Origin of the sequence: Streptomyces roseus, from assembly GCF_001044425.1 — a bacterium.
Lineage (GTDB): Bacteria > Actinomycetota > Actinomycetes > Streptomycetales > Streptomycetaceae > Streptomyces > Streptomyces roseus.
Genome location: NZ_LFML01000007.1, coordinates 1 through 15827 on the forward strand (window position 1 = coordinate 1; position 15827 = coordinate 15827).

A 15827-nucleotide genomic window follows, 5' to 3' on the forward strand; every position below is an offset into this window, starting at 1 on the left:
TCGCGAGGGTCTCCAGGTTTGTCGTCACACACAAACCAACGAGACCCTCGCTTCATGCGCCCAAGGACTTCGGACTTACTCGTCTAGGCCGTACGGACCTCGGAGCGGTCGCCGCTCCAGAGCGTGTGGAACGTGCCCTCGCGGTCGGTGCGCCGGTAGGTGTGCGCCCCGAAGAAGTCGCGCTGGCCCTGCGTGAGGGCGGCCGGGAGCCGTTCCGCGCGCAGCGCGTCGTAGTACGCGAGCGACGCGGAGAAGGCCGGCACCGGGATGCCCTGTGACACGGCGGCCACCATCGCGGCCCGCCAGTCGTCCTGGGCCTCGCCGATCTCCTGCGCGAAGCCCGGGTCCGCCAGCAGGCTTGGCAGGTCCGGCTGCGCGTCGTACGCCGTACGGATCCGGTCCAGGAACGCCGCCCGGATGATGCAGCCGCCCCGCCACAGCGAGGCCACCGCGCCCAGGTCCACGCCCCAGCCGTACTCGTCGCTGCCCGCCCGGATCTGGTGGAAGCCCTGCGTGTACGAGACGATCTTGGACGCGTACAGGGCCTGCTCCACCTGGGCGGCGAAGGCGTCGGCCTCCTCCGCCGGCAGCGGCGCCGCCACCGGGCCCGCGAGCCCCCGGGCGGCCTTGCGCAGGTCCGTGTGGCCCGAAACCGCACGGGCGAAGACGGCCTCCGCGATCCCCGACACCGGAACGCCCAGGTCCAGCGCGATCTGCACGGTCCAGCGGCCGGTGCCCTTCTGCTCGGCCGCGTCGGCCACGACGTCGACGAACGGGCGCCCGGTCTCGGCGTCGACGTGGGCGAGCACCTCCGCCGTGATCTCGATCAGGTACGAGTCCAGCCGGCCGCGGTTCCATTCGCGGAAGGTTTCCGCGATCCGCGCGGGGGAGTAGCCGGCGACATCGCGCAGCAGGTGGTAGGCCTCGGCGATCAGCTGCATGTCGGCGTACTCGATGCCGTTGTGCACCATCTTGACGAAGTGTCCGGCGCCGTCGGGGCCGACGTGCGAGACGCACGGCGTACCGTCCTTGGCCTTCGCCGCGATCTTCTCCAGCATCGGACCGAGCGACTGGTACGACTCGGCGGAGCCGCCCGGCATGATGCTCGGGCCGAGCAGCGCGCCCTCCTCACCGCCGGAGATGCCCGCGCCCACGAAGTGGATGCCCTGCTCGCGCAGCTCCTTCTCGCGCCGCCGGGTGTCCTCGAAGTGGGCGTTGCCGCCGTCGATGATGACATCGCCCGGCTCCAGCAGCGGGGCGAACTCGTGGATCACGGCATCGGTCGGGTCACCGGCCTTCACCATGATGATCAGACGGCGCGGCCGCTCCAGCGCGTCCACGAACTCCTTCGCGGACTCGGCGGCGACGAAGGAACCCTCGTGCCCGAACTCCTCCACCAGGGCGGTGGTCTTCGCGACCGTGCGGTTGTGGACGGCGACGGTGAAGCCGTTGCGGGCGAAGTTCCGGGCGAGGTTGCTCCCCATCACCGCGAGCCCGGTGACGCCGATCTGGGCGGTGCTGCTCATGCATGCGCTCCTGAGTGCTTCGATGTGCGGGTGGGAGCGACGCTACAGGGGCCGGAACGGACAAAGCCGTCCCGCCATGCGAAAGAATGTCAACTTCCCCCGGCATGCGCCCTGTTGCGCCCCTTGTCATGCCCTGATACCGCCGTTAGGTTGTGCGGTTCCTGATGTCTTCAATGGGGGCTCCCATGGGTGTACGGGGCCGGCACCGCCGGTACGTGCCGAGCAGCATCAACCGCGCCTCGCTCGTCGTCACCGCCGGTGGCGCAGGGCTCGCGCTCCCTCTGATCGGCGCCGGGGCCGCCGAGGCCGCCTCGGTGGACACCTGGAACAAGGTGGCGGACTGCGAGTCCACCAACAACTGGCACGTCAACACCGGGAACGGCTACTACGGCGGCCTCCAGTTCAGCCAGAGCACGTGGCGCGCCTTCGGCGGCACCGCGTACGCCGCCCGCGCCGACCAGGCCACCAAGGAACAGCAGATCGCGGTCGCCGAGAAGGTCCTGAGGGGACAGGGCCCGCAGGCCTGGCCGGTGTGCGGGAAGCAGGCCGGGCTCTCGCGCAGCGGCCCCGCGGCCGCCGTCTCCCCGCAGGGCCACGCACAGGGCCAAGGCCACGCACAGGGCCAGGGACAGGGCAAGGGGCAGGGCCAAGGCGTGAAGGTCCAGGTCCAGGTCAAGGAGGCGAAGCCCGCAGCCGCGCCGCCCACCACGCCCCGTCCGACGGGCACCTCGGTCCTGCCCAACCCGTACGTGGTCGCGCCCGGGGACTCCCTCTCGGCGATCGCCACCAGCCAGCACGTCGAGGGCGGCTGGCAGGCGCTGTACGAGACCAACCGGACCACCGTGGGCAGCGACCCGAACCTGATCTTCCCCGGCCAGCGGCTCACCCTGCGCGTCACCGCCGCACCGGTCCCGCAGCCCCCGCCTCCCGCGCAGAACCCGGAGAAGCCGCCGCGGACCGCCGAGCCGGTCAAGCCCGTGGAGCCGAACGCGCAGCAGCCGGCGCAGAAGCCGGCCGGGAAGCCGGCGCAGAAGCCGGCCTCGAAGCCCGCCCCCGCACCCGCCTCAGCGCAGGAGCAGGCGGCCTCAGGCGGCTTCGTCGCCCCCGTGGACGCCTCCCTCGGCACCGCCTACCACGTGGCCGGTTCGTCCTGGTCCAGCGGCTACCACACCGGCGTCGACTTCCCGGTCGCCACCGGAACCTCCGTCAAGGCCGTCGGCCCCGGCTCCGTCGTCTCCGCCGGCTGGGCCGGTGCGTACGGCTACCAGGTCGTCATCCGGCACGCCGACGGCCGGTACTCCCAGTACGCCCACCTCTCGGCGCTCGGGGTCAAGGCCGGGCAGCAGGTCTCCGGCGGGCAGCGGATCGGCCGCTCCGGCTCCACCGGCAACACCACCGGGCCGCACCTCCACTTCGAGATGCGCACGTCCCCCGGCTACGGCTCCGACATCGACCCCCTGAAGTACCTCCGGGGCCGCGGCGTCAGTATCTGACGGGTCCGCGGTACGGCCCTCCGACGGCCGTGCCGCGGCTTTCGCATCTGACCCCCGTACGTGCGGCGTCGCGAACGCGAGCAGGGTCAGGCCTACCGCCGCCAGCACGCCGCTGGCCAGGGCCGCCGCCGTCCCCGCCGCACCGAACCGGAAGCCCTCGTCGAACAGCGAGATGCCGACCGCGGCCGCGACCACCGGATCGACCACGGTCAGCGTGGCCAGCGGGGCGGCCAGCCCGGCGCCCCGGTACGCGGCCTGGGAGAGCAGCAGCCCGGCCGCCGCCAGGACGACGATCGCCGCCAGATCGGGCCACATCGAGCCGAGCGCGCCCGGGGCGAAGGCGAGGCCCTCGGCCGTCTCGGCCACCGACTTCGTGAACACGGAGGCCATGCCGAAGGACGTACCGGCCGCGACCGCCAGCAGCACGCTGCGCGGCACCGGCCGGTCCGCCCGGTGCATCCGGTGCGCCGCCGCCGTCAGCGCGGCCACCCCGGCCCCGGTCCCGATCAGCAGCAGGCCCCGCTCCCCGCCCGACAGCGGCCGGTCCGCGCCGCCGGCCCCGCCGGTCAGCGCCAGCAGCCCGGCCAGCCCCACCGTGGCCAGCACCGCGCCGCGCCAGGCCGCCGCACCCGCCCGCCGGTGTACGAAGAGGGCGGCCATCGGCAGGGCGAACACGATGGTCAGCGCGCCGAGCGGCTGGACCAGGCTCAGCGGGCCGTAGGCGAGGGCCACCACGTGCAGCACCGCGCCCAGGCCGTTCAGCCCGACCGCACACCACCAGCCGGCCCGGCGCAGCGCGGCGTACGGGCGGTCGGGGGTGCCGGCCGCGACCTGTTCCTGGACGATCGCGCCGCCCGCGTACGCGAGGGCGGACACCAGGCAGAGCAGGACCGACAGCGCCAGCGCACTCATGATGTCCACAATGCCCCGTCCCGGCGGCCTATTCCTCCCCCTACGGGCGGTCACCGGGCGTACCCCGGGCATCCGCCGGACGGAGTACGGGGCCGGTGGAGGCCCCGGCCGGACGCCGCCCACCGTCACGGCCCCGTCGCGGTGCGTGAGGCGCCGGGCGACGGGTTTGGTTCCGGGCGCGTCGGATCCGTACAGTGGCGGTTTTGAGGACTTCCGCAGCAGGCGGACGCGGACGAGTGAGCAAGGAACGGCAGCGGCCATGACGGTGACCGAAGACAACCACGTGAGCGCGGACGACCACGCCTACGGGCCGGGCATCGACCCCGAGCGGCTGGCGCTCTGCCTCAGCGTCCTGGAGGAACTCGACAAGATCGACGTCGACCACCCCGACGCCATCACCGTACGCCGCGCCACCGCCGGCCTCTACCGCACGGTCAAGCAGCGCCGCCGCCAGGAGCGCCGCGCCGCGAAGACCGCCAACGACAAGGCCGTCACCGAGGCGACCGCGACCGGCTCCGCCGAGCGCATCGACGACGAGACCGAGGGCATCCTGCCCTCCTCGGTCACGGAGGCCGGCCGGATCGCCGGGATACTCCAGCGCCCGCGCTCCTGCTACATCTGCAAGACGCGGTACGTCGAAGTCGACTACTTCTACCACCAGCTCTGCCAGCCGTGCGCCGGCCACAACCGCGCCAAGCGCGAGGCCCGCGCCGACCTCACCGGCAAGCGCGCGCTCCTCACCGGCGGCCGCGCCAAGATCGGCATGTACATCGCCCTGCGCCTGCTGCGCGACGGCGCCCACACGACGATCACCACCCGCTTCCCCAAGGACGCGATCCGCCGCTTCAAGGCGATGGACGACTCGGCGGAGTGGATGCACCGCCTGGAGGTCGTCGGACTCGACCTGCGCGACCCGGGCCAGGCCGTGGCGCTCGCCGACCAGGTCGCCGCCGCCGGTCCGCTCGACATCCTGATCAACAACGCGACGCAGACCGTGCGCCGCCTGCCCACCGCGTACGCCGCGCTCGTCGAGGGGGAGAGCGCTCCGCTGCCGGCCGGTGAGCTCCCCGCCCACCACGTCATCGGCGCGTTCAACTCCGGCGCGGTCGACGGCCTGGCGGCCCTGCCCGTCGGCGTGAGCGGACTCGACGCGCAGAAGGTCGCAGACCTCGCCCTGGTCGCGGGCAACGCCAGCATCGAACGGCACCTCGACGGCACCGCCATCGACGCGGGCGGCCTGCTGCCCGACGTCGTCGACAGCAACACCTGGGTGCAGACCATCGACCAGATCAGCCCGGTCGAGCTGCTGGAAACGCAGCTGTGCAACTACACGTCGCCGTTCATCCTGATCAGCGCGCTCCGGCCGGCCATGGCGGAGGCCGCCCGCAAGGCGTCCAGCGGGCGGGCGTACGTGGTCAACGTCTCGGCGATGGAGGGCGTGTTCAGCCGCGGCTACAAGGGCGCGGGGCACCCGAACACCAACGCCGCCAAGGCCGCGATGAACATGGTGACGCGCACCAGCGGCCAGGAGATGTTCCAGACCGACGGCATCTTGATGACCTCGGTCGACACCGGCTGGATCACGGACGAGCGCCCGCACTTCGACAAGCTGCGCCTGGCCGAGGAGGGTTTCCACGCCCCGCTCGACCTGGTCGACGGCGCGGCCCGGGTCTACGACCCGGTCGTGCGCGGAGAGGCCGGCGAGGACCTCTACGGCGTCTTCCTCAAGGACTACGCGCCCGCCAACTGGTAGGCCCGCCCCTGTCGCGCCCGCGTGCCCCGGTCCCCTTCGAGGGGGCCGGGGCGCGGGCGTCTCACGGCGTGCGCTCGGACGCCCGCGCCGCCACCAGCTCCAGGACCGGACGCCAGTCCTCCATCACGCCCGCGTCGAGCCCGACGACCTTGCCCGCGTCATCCGCTTGGCGCAATGTCACCGCCGCTTGTGCGTCGGGGTCGGCCGCGAAGGCCCGGACCTCCGCCCCGTCCATGAGCCCGCCCTGCGCCCGCAGGGTCAGCGCGCTCTGCGGGGACAGCGCCCGGTCGGGCTCCACGGCCGCCAGGTAGCGCTTGGCCGGAACGTGCAGCCGTACCAGGCGGGCCACCCGTTCGCCGAGCAGCGGACGGACCGCCTGCGCCGCGTGCTCGGCGTGTCCCGCGTCGTCGCCGGGGAAGAGCAGATGGCCCAGGTCGTGTACGAGTCCGGCGACTTGGAGCTCCTTGTCGAACGGATGCGAACGGCGCAGCAGTGCCGCAGTCTGTAGCCCATGATCGTGCAGATCGACCGGGTCTCCGCTGCGGTCGGGCGTGTCCCACGCACCGCGGCACGCGAGCAGCAGCTCCATCAGCTCCTCGACGCTGCCGACCCTCGGTACCCCCGGCACTCCGGACGTCGCCGCCACCGTCGCTCCCTCCGCCGCCCGTACCCCAGCCGTGTCACCGGTGTCGAGCACACCACCCGACGCGGTCCCATCGGCGTACGACTTCCTGAATTCGCGGAGAAATCCGGCCGTCGGGCGGATTTTGCCAATCCATCGAGCGGGGGCATGCTCATATGTGTACTCTGAGTGGCACAGAACGGCCGTATCCAGGCCACGCTCCACCACGGCGCCACCGCGTCCGGAAACCCTTTATCCCTTGTGCCCGGCGCGCGGCTCGCCCGCCGGGTTGCGCAACACAAAGGAGTGCGCGGTGACAGACACGACGACGAAGTCCGACGAGACGCTGAGGACGTACCCGGCAGGCCGGCGGCGCCCCCACGCCGACGAACTCGGGAGCCTCGAAGTCTGGGCCCGGTCCGCCCCGATCCGACTGGCCGGCTACGAGGACGATCTGGCGGAGCCCCACATCCTGCCCGGCATCGACTAGTCCGACCGACACGCGCGCCCCCGAGCCGACCGGCGACGGGGGCGCGGTGCTGCGAGCGCGGCGCCGAGCCGACCGTGCGGGACGTGGCAAAGGTTCCCCCCGGCCGTACGCCGTGAGCGTCATCGCTGTCGGCGATCAAGCCTTCCGGCCGGACCCCGGCCCCGGCACGCTGGCCCGCATGAGACTACTGATGCTGGGCGGTACCGAGTTCGTCGGACGCGCGATCACCGAGGACGCCCTGGCCCGGGGCTGGGAGGTCACCGTCTTCCACCGCGGCCACCACGCACCCCCGCCGGGCACCCGCGCCCTGCACGGCGACCGCACCGCGCCCGGAGGCCTGGACGCCCTCGCGGCGGGGGAGTGGGACCTGGTCGTCGACACCTGGGGCGGCGCCCCGACCGCCGTACGCGACACCGCCCGGCTGCTCGCGGACCGGGCGGGACGGTACGCGTACGTCTCCACCCGTTCGGTGTACGCCTACCCCGCCCCCGCCGGGCTCGACGAGGACGGCCCCCTCGTGGAGGGCTCGCCCGATGCCGGCTCCGTCGGCTACCCGCAGGACAAGCGGGGCGGTGAGCTCGCCGCCGAGGCGGCCTTCGGGGAGCGCGCCCTGCTGGTGCGCGCGGGCCTGATCCTCGGCCCGTACGAGAACGTCGGCCGGCTGCCCTGGTGGCTGAACCGCGTCGCGCGCCGCGGCCCCTTCCTCGCCCCCGGCCCCCGCGACCTGCCGATCCAGTACATCGACGTGCGCGATCTGGCGCGCTGGACCCTCGACGCCGCCGAGGCCGGCCTCGGCGGCGCCTACAACCTGGTCTCCCCGCCCGGACACGCCACCATGGGCGGCTTCCTCGACGCCTGCGTAGCGGCGGCCGGGGGAGTCGCCGAACCCCGCTGGACGGACGCCGCCGCCATCGAGGCGGCCGGCATCGAGCCCTGGATCGAACTGCCCGTCTGGCTTCCGGAGGGCGAGACGTACGACCACATGTTCCGTGCCGGCGTCGGCAAGGCCCTGGCGACGGGCCTGGTCTGCCGTCCCGTCGAGGAGACCGTGGCGGACACCTGGGCCGGGCTCACCTCGATCGGCGGCGAGGCCCCCCAGCGGCCGGACCGCTCGACCAAGGGGCTCGCGCCCGAGCGGGAGGCCGCGCTACTCGGGCTCTGACCAGGAGGCTTCGGCGAGGCGGGTGGGCGGCAGGTACTCGCGCAGCAGCGTGCGGTGCCACCAGGCGCCCGTCTCGCGCAGCTCCCGCCAGGTGGTGAAGCGGTAGCGGTACAGCCGGGCCCGTACGTAGAGCGGCGGGGCGTCCGGGAAGGGGTTGTGGCGCAGCAGCCGCAGCGTGTCCCGGTCGCCCGCCAGCAGTCGCTCCACGAAGGGGCCGAACCAGTCCCGGGCGTAGCCGGGGGAGAGCGCCGCGAACCACATCAGCCAGTCCAGCCGCAGGTGGTACGGGGCGAACTGGCGCGGAATGTTGCGCAGATCGCCCGGTTTGCCCTTGACCCCGTACTCCCGCCACTGCCCGTCCTCCCGCGGCACCGGCTCCGCCGTCCCCTCGACCACCACCTCGTCCCGGATCCGGCCGACCGTGCCGAAGGCCCCGTACGTGTTGACCAGGTGCAGGGAGTCGAAGGAGCGGTTCATCACCTGGCGCCTGGAGACCATGTTGAGCACCGGGTGCCGGCTCAGCACCAGCACCAGCACGGTCACCGCGCACACCAGGACCACGAACCACAGCGGCGCCGCGCGGGCAGCGGCGGGCGGCGGCGCTCCCGTGAGCCCGGTGAAGTCGATCGCCGGCAGGGCCGCCGTGATGGTGATCCAGTTCAGCCAGGCGAAGTTGCCCGAGAGCACCAGCCACAGCTGGGTCGCAACGATGATCCCGGCCGCGTACGAGGCCACCGGCTGCGGGGTGAAGAGCAGCACCGGGACCACCAGTTGGGTCACGTGGTTGGCGGCGCACTCCACCCGGTGCAGGGGCTTGGGCAGGTGGTGGAAGAACCAGCTCAGCGGCCCCGGCATCGGCTGCGTCTCGTGGTGGTAGTAGAGGCAGGTCAGATCGCGCCAGCAGGAGTCCCCGCGCATCTTGATCAGGCCCGCGCCGAACTCCACCCGGAAGACCACCCAGCGCAGCAGCCACAGCACCAGCACCGGGGGCCCGATCCGGGCGTTGCCGAGGAAGACCGCGAGGAAGCCCACTTCCAGGAGCAGGGATTCCCAGCCGAACGAGTACCAGGTCTGGCCCACGTTCACGATCGACAGGTACAGCAGCCACAGCAGCGCCCACATCCCCATGGCGGCGCCCAGCGGAACGAGGTCCCCCGCCCCCGCGGCCAGGGCCGCGGCCACCGCCGCCCCCGCCCAGGCGCAGCCGGAGAAGAGCCGGTCCGAGTAGCGCAGTTGGAACAGGCTCGGGGCGCGCCGGAACGGCACGTACCGCACGTAGCGCGGCACGGGCAGCATGCCGTGCGCCCCGATCAGGGCGCGGAACTGAAGGGCGGCCGCGACGAAGGCGAAGAGGTACACGCCGGCGAGGGCCCGCTGGAAGACCAGCCGGCCGAGCCAGTAGCCGGGCGCCGTGAACCAGTCCACCCCTCCAGTATCGAGCGGATCAGGCCGCCGCGGCCAGCTTGCGCACGGTACGGCCGAGCCGGCGGGCGTAGCAGTGCTGGAGGAAGGGGACCACCGGGCCCGCGAGCCGGGTGTACCAGGCGGCCGGGCGGCTGAAGGCGGTCACCTCGAACCACACGGTGCCGTCCGGGTCGCGGAGCACCATGAAGGACTCCTCCCCGCACTCCGGGTGGCCGGCGAGCGTGCCGTACGCGAAGCCGATGCGCGCCGGCTCGTACGCCGTCCAGACCACCTCGCACGGGGCGCTGAGCCGCAGCGGCCCGAAGCCGATCCCGACCACCACCCGGCTCCCCGGCCGGACGGCGCCGTGGCCGGCCCGGACGAACATGCCCGAGGCCCGATGGGCGCCGAAGGTGGTGACGGCGGTTCCGGCGGCCTCGAAAGCGGCCCGCCCGGTGCCGATCCGCGTGCGGTGGTGCAGGTGGTGGTATCCGGCGGGCAGTTCCGGCCGCCGCGTCGCACCCCGGTCGGGGTAGGTGAGGGTGTCACGGCCGGTGCTGAAGAGGCGGGTCACGGCGTGGTCTCCATTCGGTCGGGGGTCAGCCGGCGCCAGGCCAGCAGGGAGCACAGGGCGAAGCCGAGGGCGTTGCCGAGACCGTGGGTCGCGGCCATCCAGGTCACGGTGGGGTGGACGAGGCCGGTGGCCTCGCCGAGCGCCCACCACAGGGCGAGCAGCATGGTGGCCACCAGCACCGCGGCCGAGGTCGCCAGCAGGGTCCCCGTGGTGCGGTCGCGGGCGCCCGGGCGGATGTCCCGCCAGGTCAGCAGGGCCACGGCCCACATCCCGCCGGTCAGCACCACCGCGCCCGCGAGCTCCGCCCAGTCGTCCACGAAGTAGCCGAGCAGGACCAGCAGGGTCCCGCCGGGGACGCTGTACGCGGCCCAGCGCGACAGGGCCGCGGCGCCGGGCGCACTCGCGCCGGCCCGGCAGACGAGCCCGGCGACCAGGGCGGCGGTGAACCCGGCGAAGTGGAAGTGCGGCACGGTCAGCGCCAGGACGTCCAGGTCGAAGCCGAACAGCCGGTACCCGGCGCGCTCGGCGACGAGGGCGGTCCCGGCCACCGACGGCGAGAGCAGTGCGGTGAGCACGGCGATCTCGGCCGGTGCGAAGGGACTGCCGCCGGCGGTCGGCGGGCTCGGGGTCCGCAGCAGCCGGGCCGGGGCGCGGGCCGCGAGCGCCAGGGTGGCGGCGGCGTACAGCGCGGCGAGTGCTGTGGCGATCGCGCCGCGCGGCAGCCAGAGGCACAGGGCTCCGGGGACGGCGAGCAGCGGCCAGATCCGGGCGGTCGCGCGCAGCCCGGCCGGGTCGATCAGGCGCAGGCCCGCGGGGATCACGTAGAGCATGCCCAGGGTGACGATCAGATGCACCAGTACCGTCACCGTGGGCTCCCCTCCGCACGCGGCCGAACGCTTTGAACGCGTTCAACTCACGGTCGTGACCTTACGAGGTTCCTTGAACATGTTCAAGACCCCGTCCCTCGTGTGCGCCGCCTCCGCCCCCGCGCGTTCGCGCCGCTCCGGTTGCGGCCCTCCCGGGGATACGGCAGACAGGAGGGAGCAACCGGGGCGAAAGGGAGATTCACGTGCACGTACCGACACCTCGTCAGGCTCCACGCCGTCATACCCCGGTCCGCGCCGCCCTCTTCACGCTCCTCGGTCTGCTCGCCGCGGCGTGCGGCGCCCCCGAGGAGCCGCAGAGCGCGGCCGGCCCGGAGAGCCAGGAAGTCCTGCTCCAGCCCGTGGGGACGGCCGGCCCCGACCCCTTCACCGCCACCTCGGCCACCGGCGAGTCCGCCCCCGCGCAGCCGCCGCTGCCCAACCCGACCGGCCAGGGCATCCGGACCGTCGGCGCGGCAACCCCCGGCCTGTACGCCGGCACCAAGCGGCTCGGCAGCTGCGACGTGGAACAGCAGCTGCGCGCCCTGACCGAGGACGACGCCAAGGCCAAGGCCTTCGCCGAGGCCGTCTCCGTCGAGACGGCGAAGCTCCCCGAGTTCCTGCGCGGGCTGACCCCCGTCGTGCTCCGCGCCGACACCCGGGTCACCAACCACGCCTTCCGCGGCGGCAAGGGCGAGGCCTTCCAGTCCGTCCTCCAGGCCGGCACCGCCGTCCTCGTCGACGACCACGGGATGCCCCGGGTCCGCTGCGCCTGCGGGAATCCGCTTCAGGCGCCGCGCGCCCCCAAGGGCTCCCCGGCGCTCAAGGGCGAGCAGTGGAGCGGCTACCAGGCCCAGCAGGTCATCGTCATCGAACCGACCCCGCACCCCGTCAAGAGCCTGGTCCTCGTCAACATCGCCGACAACACCTGGATGGAGCGCAAGACCGGCGACGACGGCGCCCAGGACGCCGTCCCGCAGCAGGTCCCCGCCTTCGACCCGGCCAACGGCATCCCCACCGGCCCCGTGACCCCGCCCGCGGCCGCCGCGCCCGAGCCGTGCGCCCCGCCCGAGACGGACGCCGGCGCCGGGACGAACAGCCTGGCCAGGACGGCCCCGCCGGCCCCGCCCAAGCCGCCGGCCGGACCCGGCGGGGTCCCGGCCCCCGAGGCCACCGACTGCGTGCCGCCCCCGGGCGAGCAGGCCGGCCCCGACCAGCAGACCCGGCCGGACCGGCCCGCGCAGCCCTCTCCTGCCGCCCCGCAGAAGCAGCGCCCCGGCCGGACCCCGTCCGCTCCGCGGTCCGACGCGCCGTCCGGCCGGCAGGGCGACGTACCTCCGGACGCCTTCGGGGACCCGGGGCTCGCACCGGAGGCCGACGGCCCGATGCCGCGGCGGCCAGACCAGGGGGATCCGTTCGCGCAGACGGACCCCTTCGCGCAGGGCGACCCCTTCGGCAGCGGAGACGACCCCTTCGCCCCGTCCGGCCAGAACGCGCCGCACGACCCCTTCGGCGCCCCGGATCAGCCACAACCGCTCGCGAACCCCGCTCGCTCCCTGGGGAGCGCCTGACGGACCCGTGTGTCATGGTGGATCGGTGCCGACCGCCGTATCGCTGCCGGACGACTGGCCCGCACACCCGGACCGGTCGCTCTCGCTGAACCGCATGGGCAGTTTCGACTGGGACCTGGAGACCGGTCTCCTGCACATGGACGCGGCGGCCCTCGGGGTGTACGACATGACGCCCGGCGAATACGACGGACGGCCCGAATCCCTCGCCGGCCGCGTCCCGCACTCCGAGGCGACGCGGCTGGACGCGCTCGTCTCCAGCGTCCTCAAGAGCGGCGACGACAGCTACGGCGCGTACTACCGGATCCGCACCCGGGACGGGGGGCTGCGCTGGACCCACACCCAGGGCCGCGTCATGCGCGGCTCCGACGGCCGCCCCTTCCGCATCATCGGCATCGTGCGCGACGCGACCGAGGAGCTCAGCCACTCGGCGGAGCGCCTCGGCCTCGACGAGGAGCGGCGCCGCCAGACCTCGGTGGTCGAGAGCACCACCGCCGCGCTCGCCCACGCCCGGACCGTGCGGGACGTCATCGACGTCATCGGCGACGCCCACGGCCTGGAACGGCTCGGCTCGATGGGCATGGTGATGGGGCTGGTCGAGGCCGGGCGGATCCACCTCGTGGCCGAAGGACCCGCCGACAGTTTCGTACCCGGCACCCGCTACACCCGGATCGACGAGCAGTACCCGATGAGCGAGGTCGTCCGCTCGCTGCAACCGCGCTTCCTCGACTCCGCGGAGGAGTTCGCCGAGGGCTATCCCGAGCTCTGGTCGAAGATCTCCTCCATGGAGATCTCGGCCGCCGCCTACCTGCCGCTGATCGCCCAGGCCCGCCCGATCGGCGCGATCGGACTGCTCTACCAGGACAAGGACGGTTTCACGCAGGACGAGCGGAACCTGCTGATCGCACTGGGCAGCAGCATCGCCCAGAGCCTCCAGCGGGCGATGCTGCTGGAGCAGGAGCACGACCTCGCGGAAGGCCTCCAGCAGGCGATGCTCCCGCGCCGGATCCCGTCGGTGCCGGGCGCGGAGATCGCCGTACGGTACCGGTCCGCCCGGATGGGCCAGGACATCGGCGGCGACTGGTACGACGTCATCCCGCTGCCCGGCGGCCGGGTCGGGGCCGTCATCGGCGACGTCCAGGGCCACGACACGCACGCGGCGGCGGTCATGGGACAGCTGCGGATCGTGCTGCGCGCGTACGCCGCCGAGGGGCACGCGCCGGGCACGGTCATGGCCCGGGCCTCCGTCTTCCTCCACGAGCTGGACACCGACCGCTTCGCGACCTGCACGTACGTCGAGGCCGACCTCTCGACGGGCGTCCTGCAGATGGTCCGCGCCGGGCACATCGACCCGCTCGTGCGCACCCGGGACGGGGACTGCGTGCGGCTCCCGGTGGAGGGCGGCATGCCGCTGAGCCTGTCGGCGGAGTTCGGCCGCCTGGAGTACCCCGTGACCACCGTCGAACTGGACCCGGGCGAGACCCTCGTCCTGTGCACGGACGGCCTCGTGGAACACCCCGGCGCCGACCTCGACGACGGGATCCGGCTCCTCACCTCGATCGTGCGCAGCGGACCGGCGGACCTCGCGCGGCTCGCCGACCGGCTGTGCGAGGTGGTCGACGAGCGCGGCGGCGACGACGACATGGCCCTGCTCCTGCTGCGCCGCCAGGCGCAGGACGTCCCGCAGGGCGGCCGCCTCCAGCAGCACGTGGCCCCCGGGGACCCGGAAGCCCTGGTCGCCGCCCGCCACATGATCGCCGCGGCGGTACGGGCGTGGGGCGCCCGGGAGCGGGCCGACGAGATCGAACTCGTCGCGGACGAGCTCATCGTCAACGCCCTCATGCACACGGAGGGGCCGGCCATCGTGACCCTCAGGGTCCTGGCGGGCCTGCAGCGGCGCCTGCGCGTCGAGGTCGAGGACCGCTCCAGCGCCCTCCCGCGCCGCCGCGAAGCGGGCGTGTCCGGGGTCTCGGGCCGCGGCCTGATGCTGGTGGACCGTTTGGCGGACGTCTGGGGAGTGGAACCCCGGGGCAGCGGCAAGTGCGTCTGGTGCGAGTTCGTGATGTCCTGAGCCGCGTCCGGGTGGCCGGGGCGCGGGTCGCGGGGGAGGGTGGTGTGTATGCCCGAGTTGCCCGAGGTCGAGGCCCTGCGGGAGTTCCTCGACGAACACCTCGCCGGGCGGGTGGTGGAGCGCGTCCTCCCGCTCGCCGTCAGCGTGCTCAAGACGTACGACCCGCCGCCGAGCGCCCTCGAAGGGCAGCGGGCCGGGACCACCGCCCGCCACGGCAAGTTCCTGGCGATCCCGATCGGCGAGCTCCACCTCGTCACCCACCTGGCCCGGGCCGGGTGGCTGCGCTGGCAGGAGGCCCTGCCCGACAAACCGCCGCGCCCGGGAAAGGGGCCGCTCGCCCTCCGCGTCGCCCTGGCCGGGGGCGGCGGCTTCGACCTCACCGAGGCCGGCACCCAAAAACGCCTCGCCGTGTACGTCGTGCGCGACCCCCGGGAGGTGCCCGGCATCGCCCGCCTCGGCCCCGACCCGCTCGCCGACGCGTTCGACCGGGACACGTTCGCCGCGCTCCTCGCCGGGGAGCGGCGCCAGATCAAGGGGGTGCTGCGCGACCAGAGCGTCATCGCGGGCATCGGGAACGCGTACAGCGACGAGATCCTGCACGCCGCGAAGGTCTCGCCCTTCAAGCTGGCCGCCTCCTTCGACGAGGAGCAGGTCACCCACCTGTACGAGGCCGTCCGGCGGACCCTGGCGGAGGCCGTCGAGCGGGCGCACGGGGTGGCCGCCGGGAACCTCAAGGCCGAGAAGAAGAGCGGGCTGCGGGTGCACGGCCGGGACGGGGAGCCGTGCCCGGTGTGCGGGGACACCATCCGCTCGGTGTCGTTCGCCGACTCCTCGCTCCAGTACTGCCCCACCTGCCAGACGGGCGGCAAGCCCCTCGCCGACCGCAGGCTCTCCCGCCTCCTCAAATGACCTGCGCCTGCGTAGACTCCGGCCCATGGCCGACCCGCCGCAGCCGCACGAGCCGCCGCCGCACGCGCCTCGGTCGCCGTCGCCGCCCCGGCGCGAGGTCGTCACGGGTGTGCCCCGCGGCATGCGCCGCCGCCCGCCCGCGCACACCCCGGCCCGCTCGGAGATCTCCGAGCAGACCACCCTGGGCGCCACCTACGTCCGGGCCCTGATGCGCAGCCAGCTCAGGGCGGGACTGGGCGCGCTGAGCGTCCTCGCGCTGCTCGTCGGGACGCTGCCGGTGCTGGTCGCGCTGTCGCGTTCGGCGTCGGGACCGCTGGTCTGGGTGACCCTCGGCCTGGTCGCGTACCCGGTGATGTGGCTGATCGCCCGGTGGTACGTCACCCGGGCCGAGCGCAACGAGGCCGATTTCACGGGCCTGGTGATGGATCCGGCAGAGGCTCCGGGCACCCATCGCGTGCCCGGCTGAGCCGTTCCGGAGTC

13 protein-coding genes and 1 pseudogene are annotated in these 15827 nt (G+C 73.7%); 8 read left to right on the forward strand and 6 right to left on the reverse strand.

Annotated features, from left to right (window positions below):
- Positions 1–83 precede the first annotated feature (83 nt).
- Positions 84–1526 (reverse strand): NADP-dependent phosphogluconate dehydrogenase, encoded by a 1443-nt coding sequence (gene gndA / locus ACS04_RS01735; protein ID WP_048474663.1) that lies wholly within the window; start codon positions 1524–1526, stop codon positions 84–86.
- A 185-nt stretch (positions 1527–1711) separates the two neighbouring features.
- Here gndA and ACS04_RS01740 point away from each other — a divergent pair, with 185 nt between their 5' ends.
- The gene (locus tag ACS04_RS01740) at positions 1712–3019 is read left to right on the forward strand and encodes a transglycosylase family protein (protein ID WP_048474664.1); all 1308 of its coding nucleotides are present in this window, start codon (positions 1712–1714) and stop codon (positions 3017–3019) included.
- Here the strand turns inward: ACS04_RS01740 and ACS04_RS38555 are convergent.
- Positions 2978–3931 (reverse strand): annotated as a pseudogene (locus ACS04_RS38555) (DMT family transporter); the annotation flags it as partial. The gene ACS04_RS01740 and the pseudogene ACS04_RS38555 overlap by 42 nt on opposite strands.
- Positions 3932–4190: 259 nt before the next feature.
- On the opposite strand from ACS04_RS38555, the gene ACS04_RS01750 reads away from it, so the two are divergent.
- Positions 4191–5684: an SDR family NAD(P)-dependent oxidoreductase gene (locus ACS04_RS01750; protein WP_048474666.1), complete on the forward strand. Its 1494-nt coding sequence runs from the start codon at positions 4191–4193 to the stop codon at positions 5682–5684.
- Between the two features lie 61 nt (positions 5685–5745).
- Here ACS04_RS01750 and ACS04_RS01755 read toward each other — a convergent pair whose 3' ends face one another.
- Entirely contained in the window at positions 5746–6273 is a 528-nt protein-coding gene (locus ACS04_RS01755; RefSeq protein ID WP_048474681.1) for an HD domain-containing protein, read from the reverse strand.
- 346 nt (positions 6274–6619) lie between these two features.
- On the opposite strand from ACS04_RS01755, the gene ACS04_RS38560 reads away from it, so the two are divergent.
- Together ACS04_RS38560 and ACS04_RS01760 are read left to right on the forward strand one after the other, a co-directional pair.
- Entirely contained in the window at positions 6620–6796 is a 177-nt protein-coding gene (locus ACS04_RS38560; RefSeq protein WP_167352564.1) for a hypothetical protein, read from the forward strand.
- Between the two features lie 178 nt (positions 6797–6974).
- Entirely contained in the window at positions 6975–7958 is a 984-nt protein-coding gene (locus tag ACS04_RS01760; RefSeq protein ID WP_048474682.1) for an NAD-dependent epimerase/dehydratase family protein, read from the forward strand.
- On the opposite strand, the gene ACS04_RS01765 is transcribed toward ACS04_RS01760, so the two are convergent.
- Genes ACS04_RS01765 through ACS04_RS01775 form a run of 3 tightly spaced genes read right to left on the reverse strand, consistent with a single transcriptional unit; the run spans position 7944 to position 10802 of the window.
- Positions 7944–9383 carry a lipase maturation factor family protein gene (locus ACS04_RS01765; protein ID WP_048474667.1) on the reverse strand — a complete coding sequence of 480 codons (1440 nt, stop codon included), beginning with the start codon at positions 9381–9383 and terminating at the stop codon, positions 7944–7946. The genes ACS04_RS01760 and ACS04_RS01765 overlap by 15 nt on opposite strands.
- A gap of 19 nt (positions 9384–9402) precedes the next feature.
- Positions 9403–9936, reverse strand: a complete 534-nt coding sequence (locus ACS04_RS01770; protein ID WP_048474668.1) for a DUF1990 domain-containing protein — start codon at positions 9934–9936, stop codon at positions 9403–9405.
- Positions 9933–10802: a YndJ family protein gene (locus ACS04_RS01775; protein ID WP_048474669.1), complete on the reverse strand. Its 870-nt coding sequence runs from the start codon at positions 10800–10802 to the stop codon at positions 9933–9935. Before ACS04_RS01775 ends, ACS04_RS01770 begins: the two co-directional genes overlap by 4 nt.
- A 203-nt stretch (positions 10803–11005) precedes the next feature.
- Between ACS04_RS01775 and ACS04_RS35180 the strand changes: the two genes are divergently transcribed.
- From ACS04_RS35180 to ACS04_RS01795, 4 genes are read left to right on the forward strand one after another with little or no spacing between them, the layout of a single operon-like run.
- Positions 11006–12370, forward strand: a complete 1365-nt coding sequence (locus tag ACS04_RS35180) for a DUF6777 domain-containing protein (RefSeq protein ID WP_053080669.1) — start codon at positions 11006–11008, stop codon at positions 12368–12370.
- A 7-nt stretch (positions 12371–12377) separates the two neighbouring features.
- Positions 12378–14438 carry a SpoIIE family protein phosphatase gene (locus ACS04_RS01785; RefSeq protein ID WP_048474670.1) on the forward strand — a complete coding sequence of 687 codons (2061 nt, stop codon included), beginning with the start codon at positions 12378–12380 and terminating at the stop codon, positions 14436–14438.
- A gap of 48 nt (positions 14439–14486) precedes the next feature.
- A complete protein-coding gene (locus ACS04_RS01790; protein WP_048474671.1) occupies positions 14487–15347 on the forward strand; it encodes an Fpg/Nei family DNA glycosylase in 861 nt (286 codons plus the stop codon).
- A gap of 25 nt (positions 15348–15372) precedes the next feature.
- Entirely contained in the window at positions 15373–15813 is a 441-nt protein-coding gene (locus tag ACS04_RS01795; RefSeq protein WP_245236241.1) for a DUF485 domain-containing protein, read from the forward strand.
- The last annotated feature ends 14 nt before the right edge of the window (positions 15814–15827 follow it).

What these genes read in the sequence shown, in the direction of transcription:
- ACS04_RS01795 (WP_245236241.1), top strand. Translation starts at nt 15,373, where the DNA reads ATGGCCGACCCGCCGCAGCCGCACGAGCCGCCGCCGCACGCGCCTCGG.
- ACS04_RS01750 (WP_048474666.1), top strand. Translation starts at nt 4,191, where the DNA reads ATGACGGTGACCGAAGACAACCACGTGAGCGCGGACGACCACGCCTAC.
- ACS04_RS01790 (WP_048474671.1), top strand. Translation starts at nt 14,487, where the DNA reads ATGCCCGAGTTGCCCGAGGTCGAGGCCCTGCGGGAGTTCCTCGACGAA.
- ACS04_RS01755 (WP_048474681.1), bottom strand. Translation starts at nt 6,273, where the DNA reads ATGGAGCTGCTGCTCGCGTGCCGCGGTGCGTGGGACACGCCCGACCGC.
- gndA (WP_048474663.1), bottom strand. Translation starts at nt 1,526, where the DNA reads ATGAGCAGCACCGCCCAGATCGGCGTCACCGGGCTCGCGGTGATGGGG.
- ACS04_RS01760 (WP_048474682.1), top strand. Translation starts at nt 6,975, where the DNA reads ATGAGACTACTGATGCTGGGCGGTACCGAGTTCGTCGGACGCGCGATC.
- ACS04_RS01740 (WP_048474664.1), top strand. Translation starts at nt 1,712, where the DNA reads ATGGGTGTACGGGGCCGGCACCGCCGGTACGTGCCGAGCAGCATCAAC.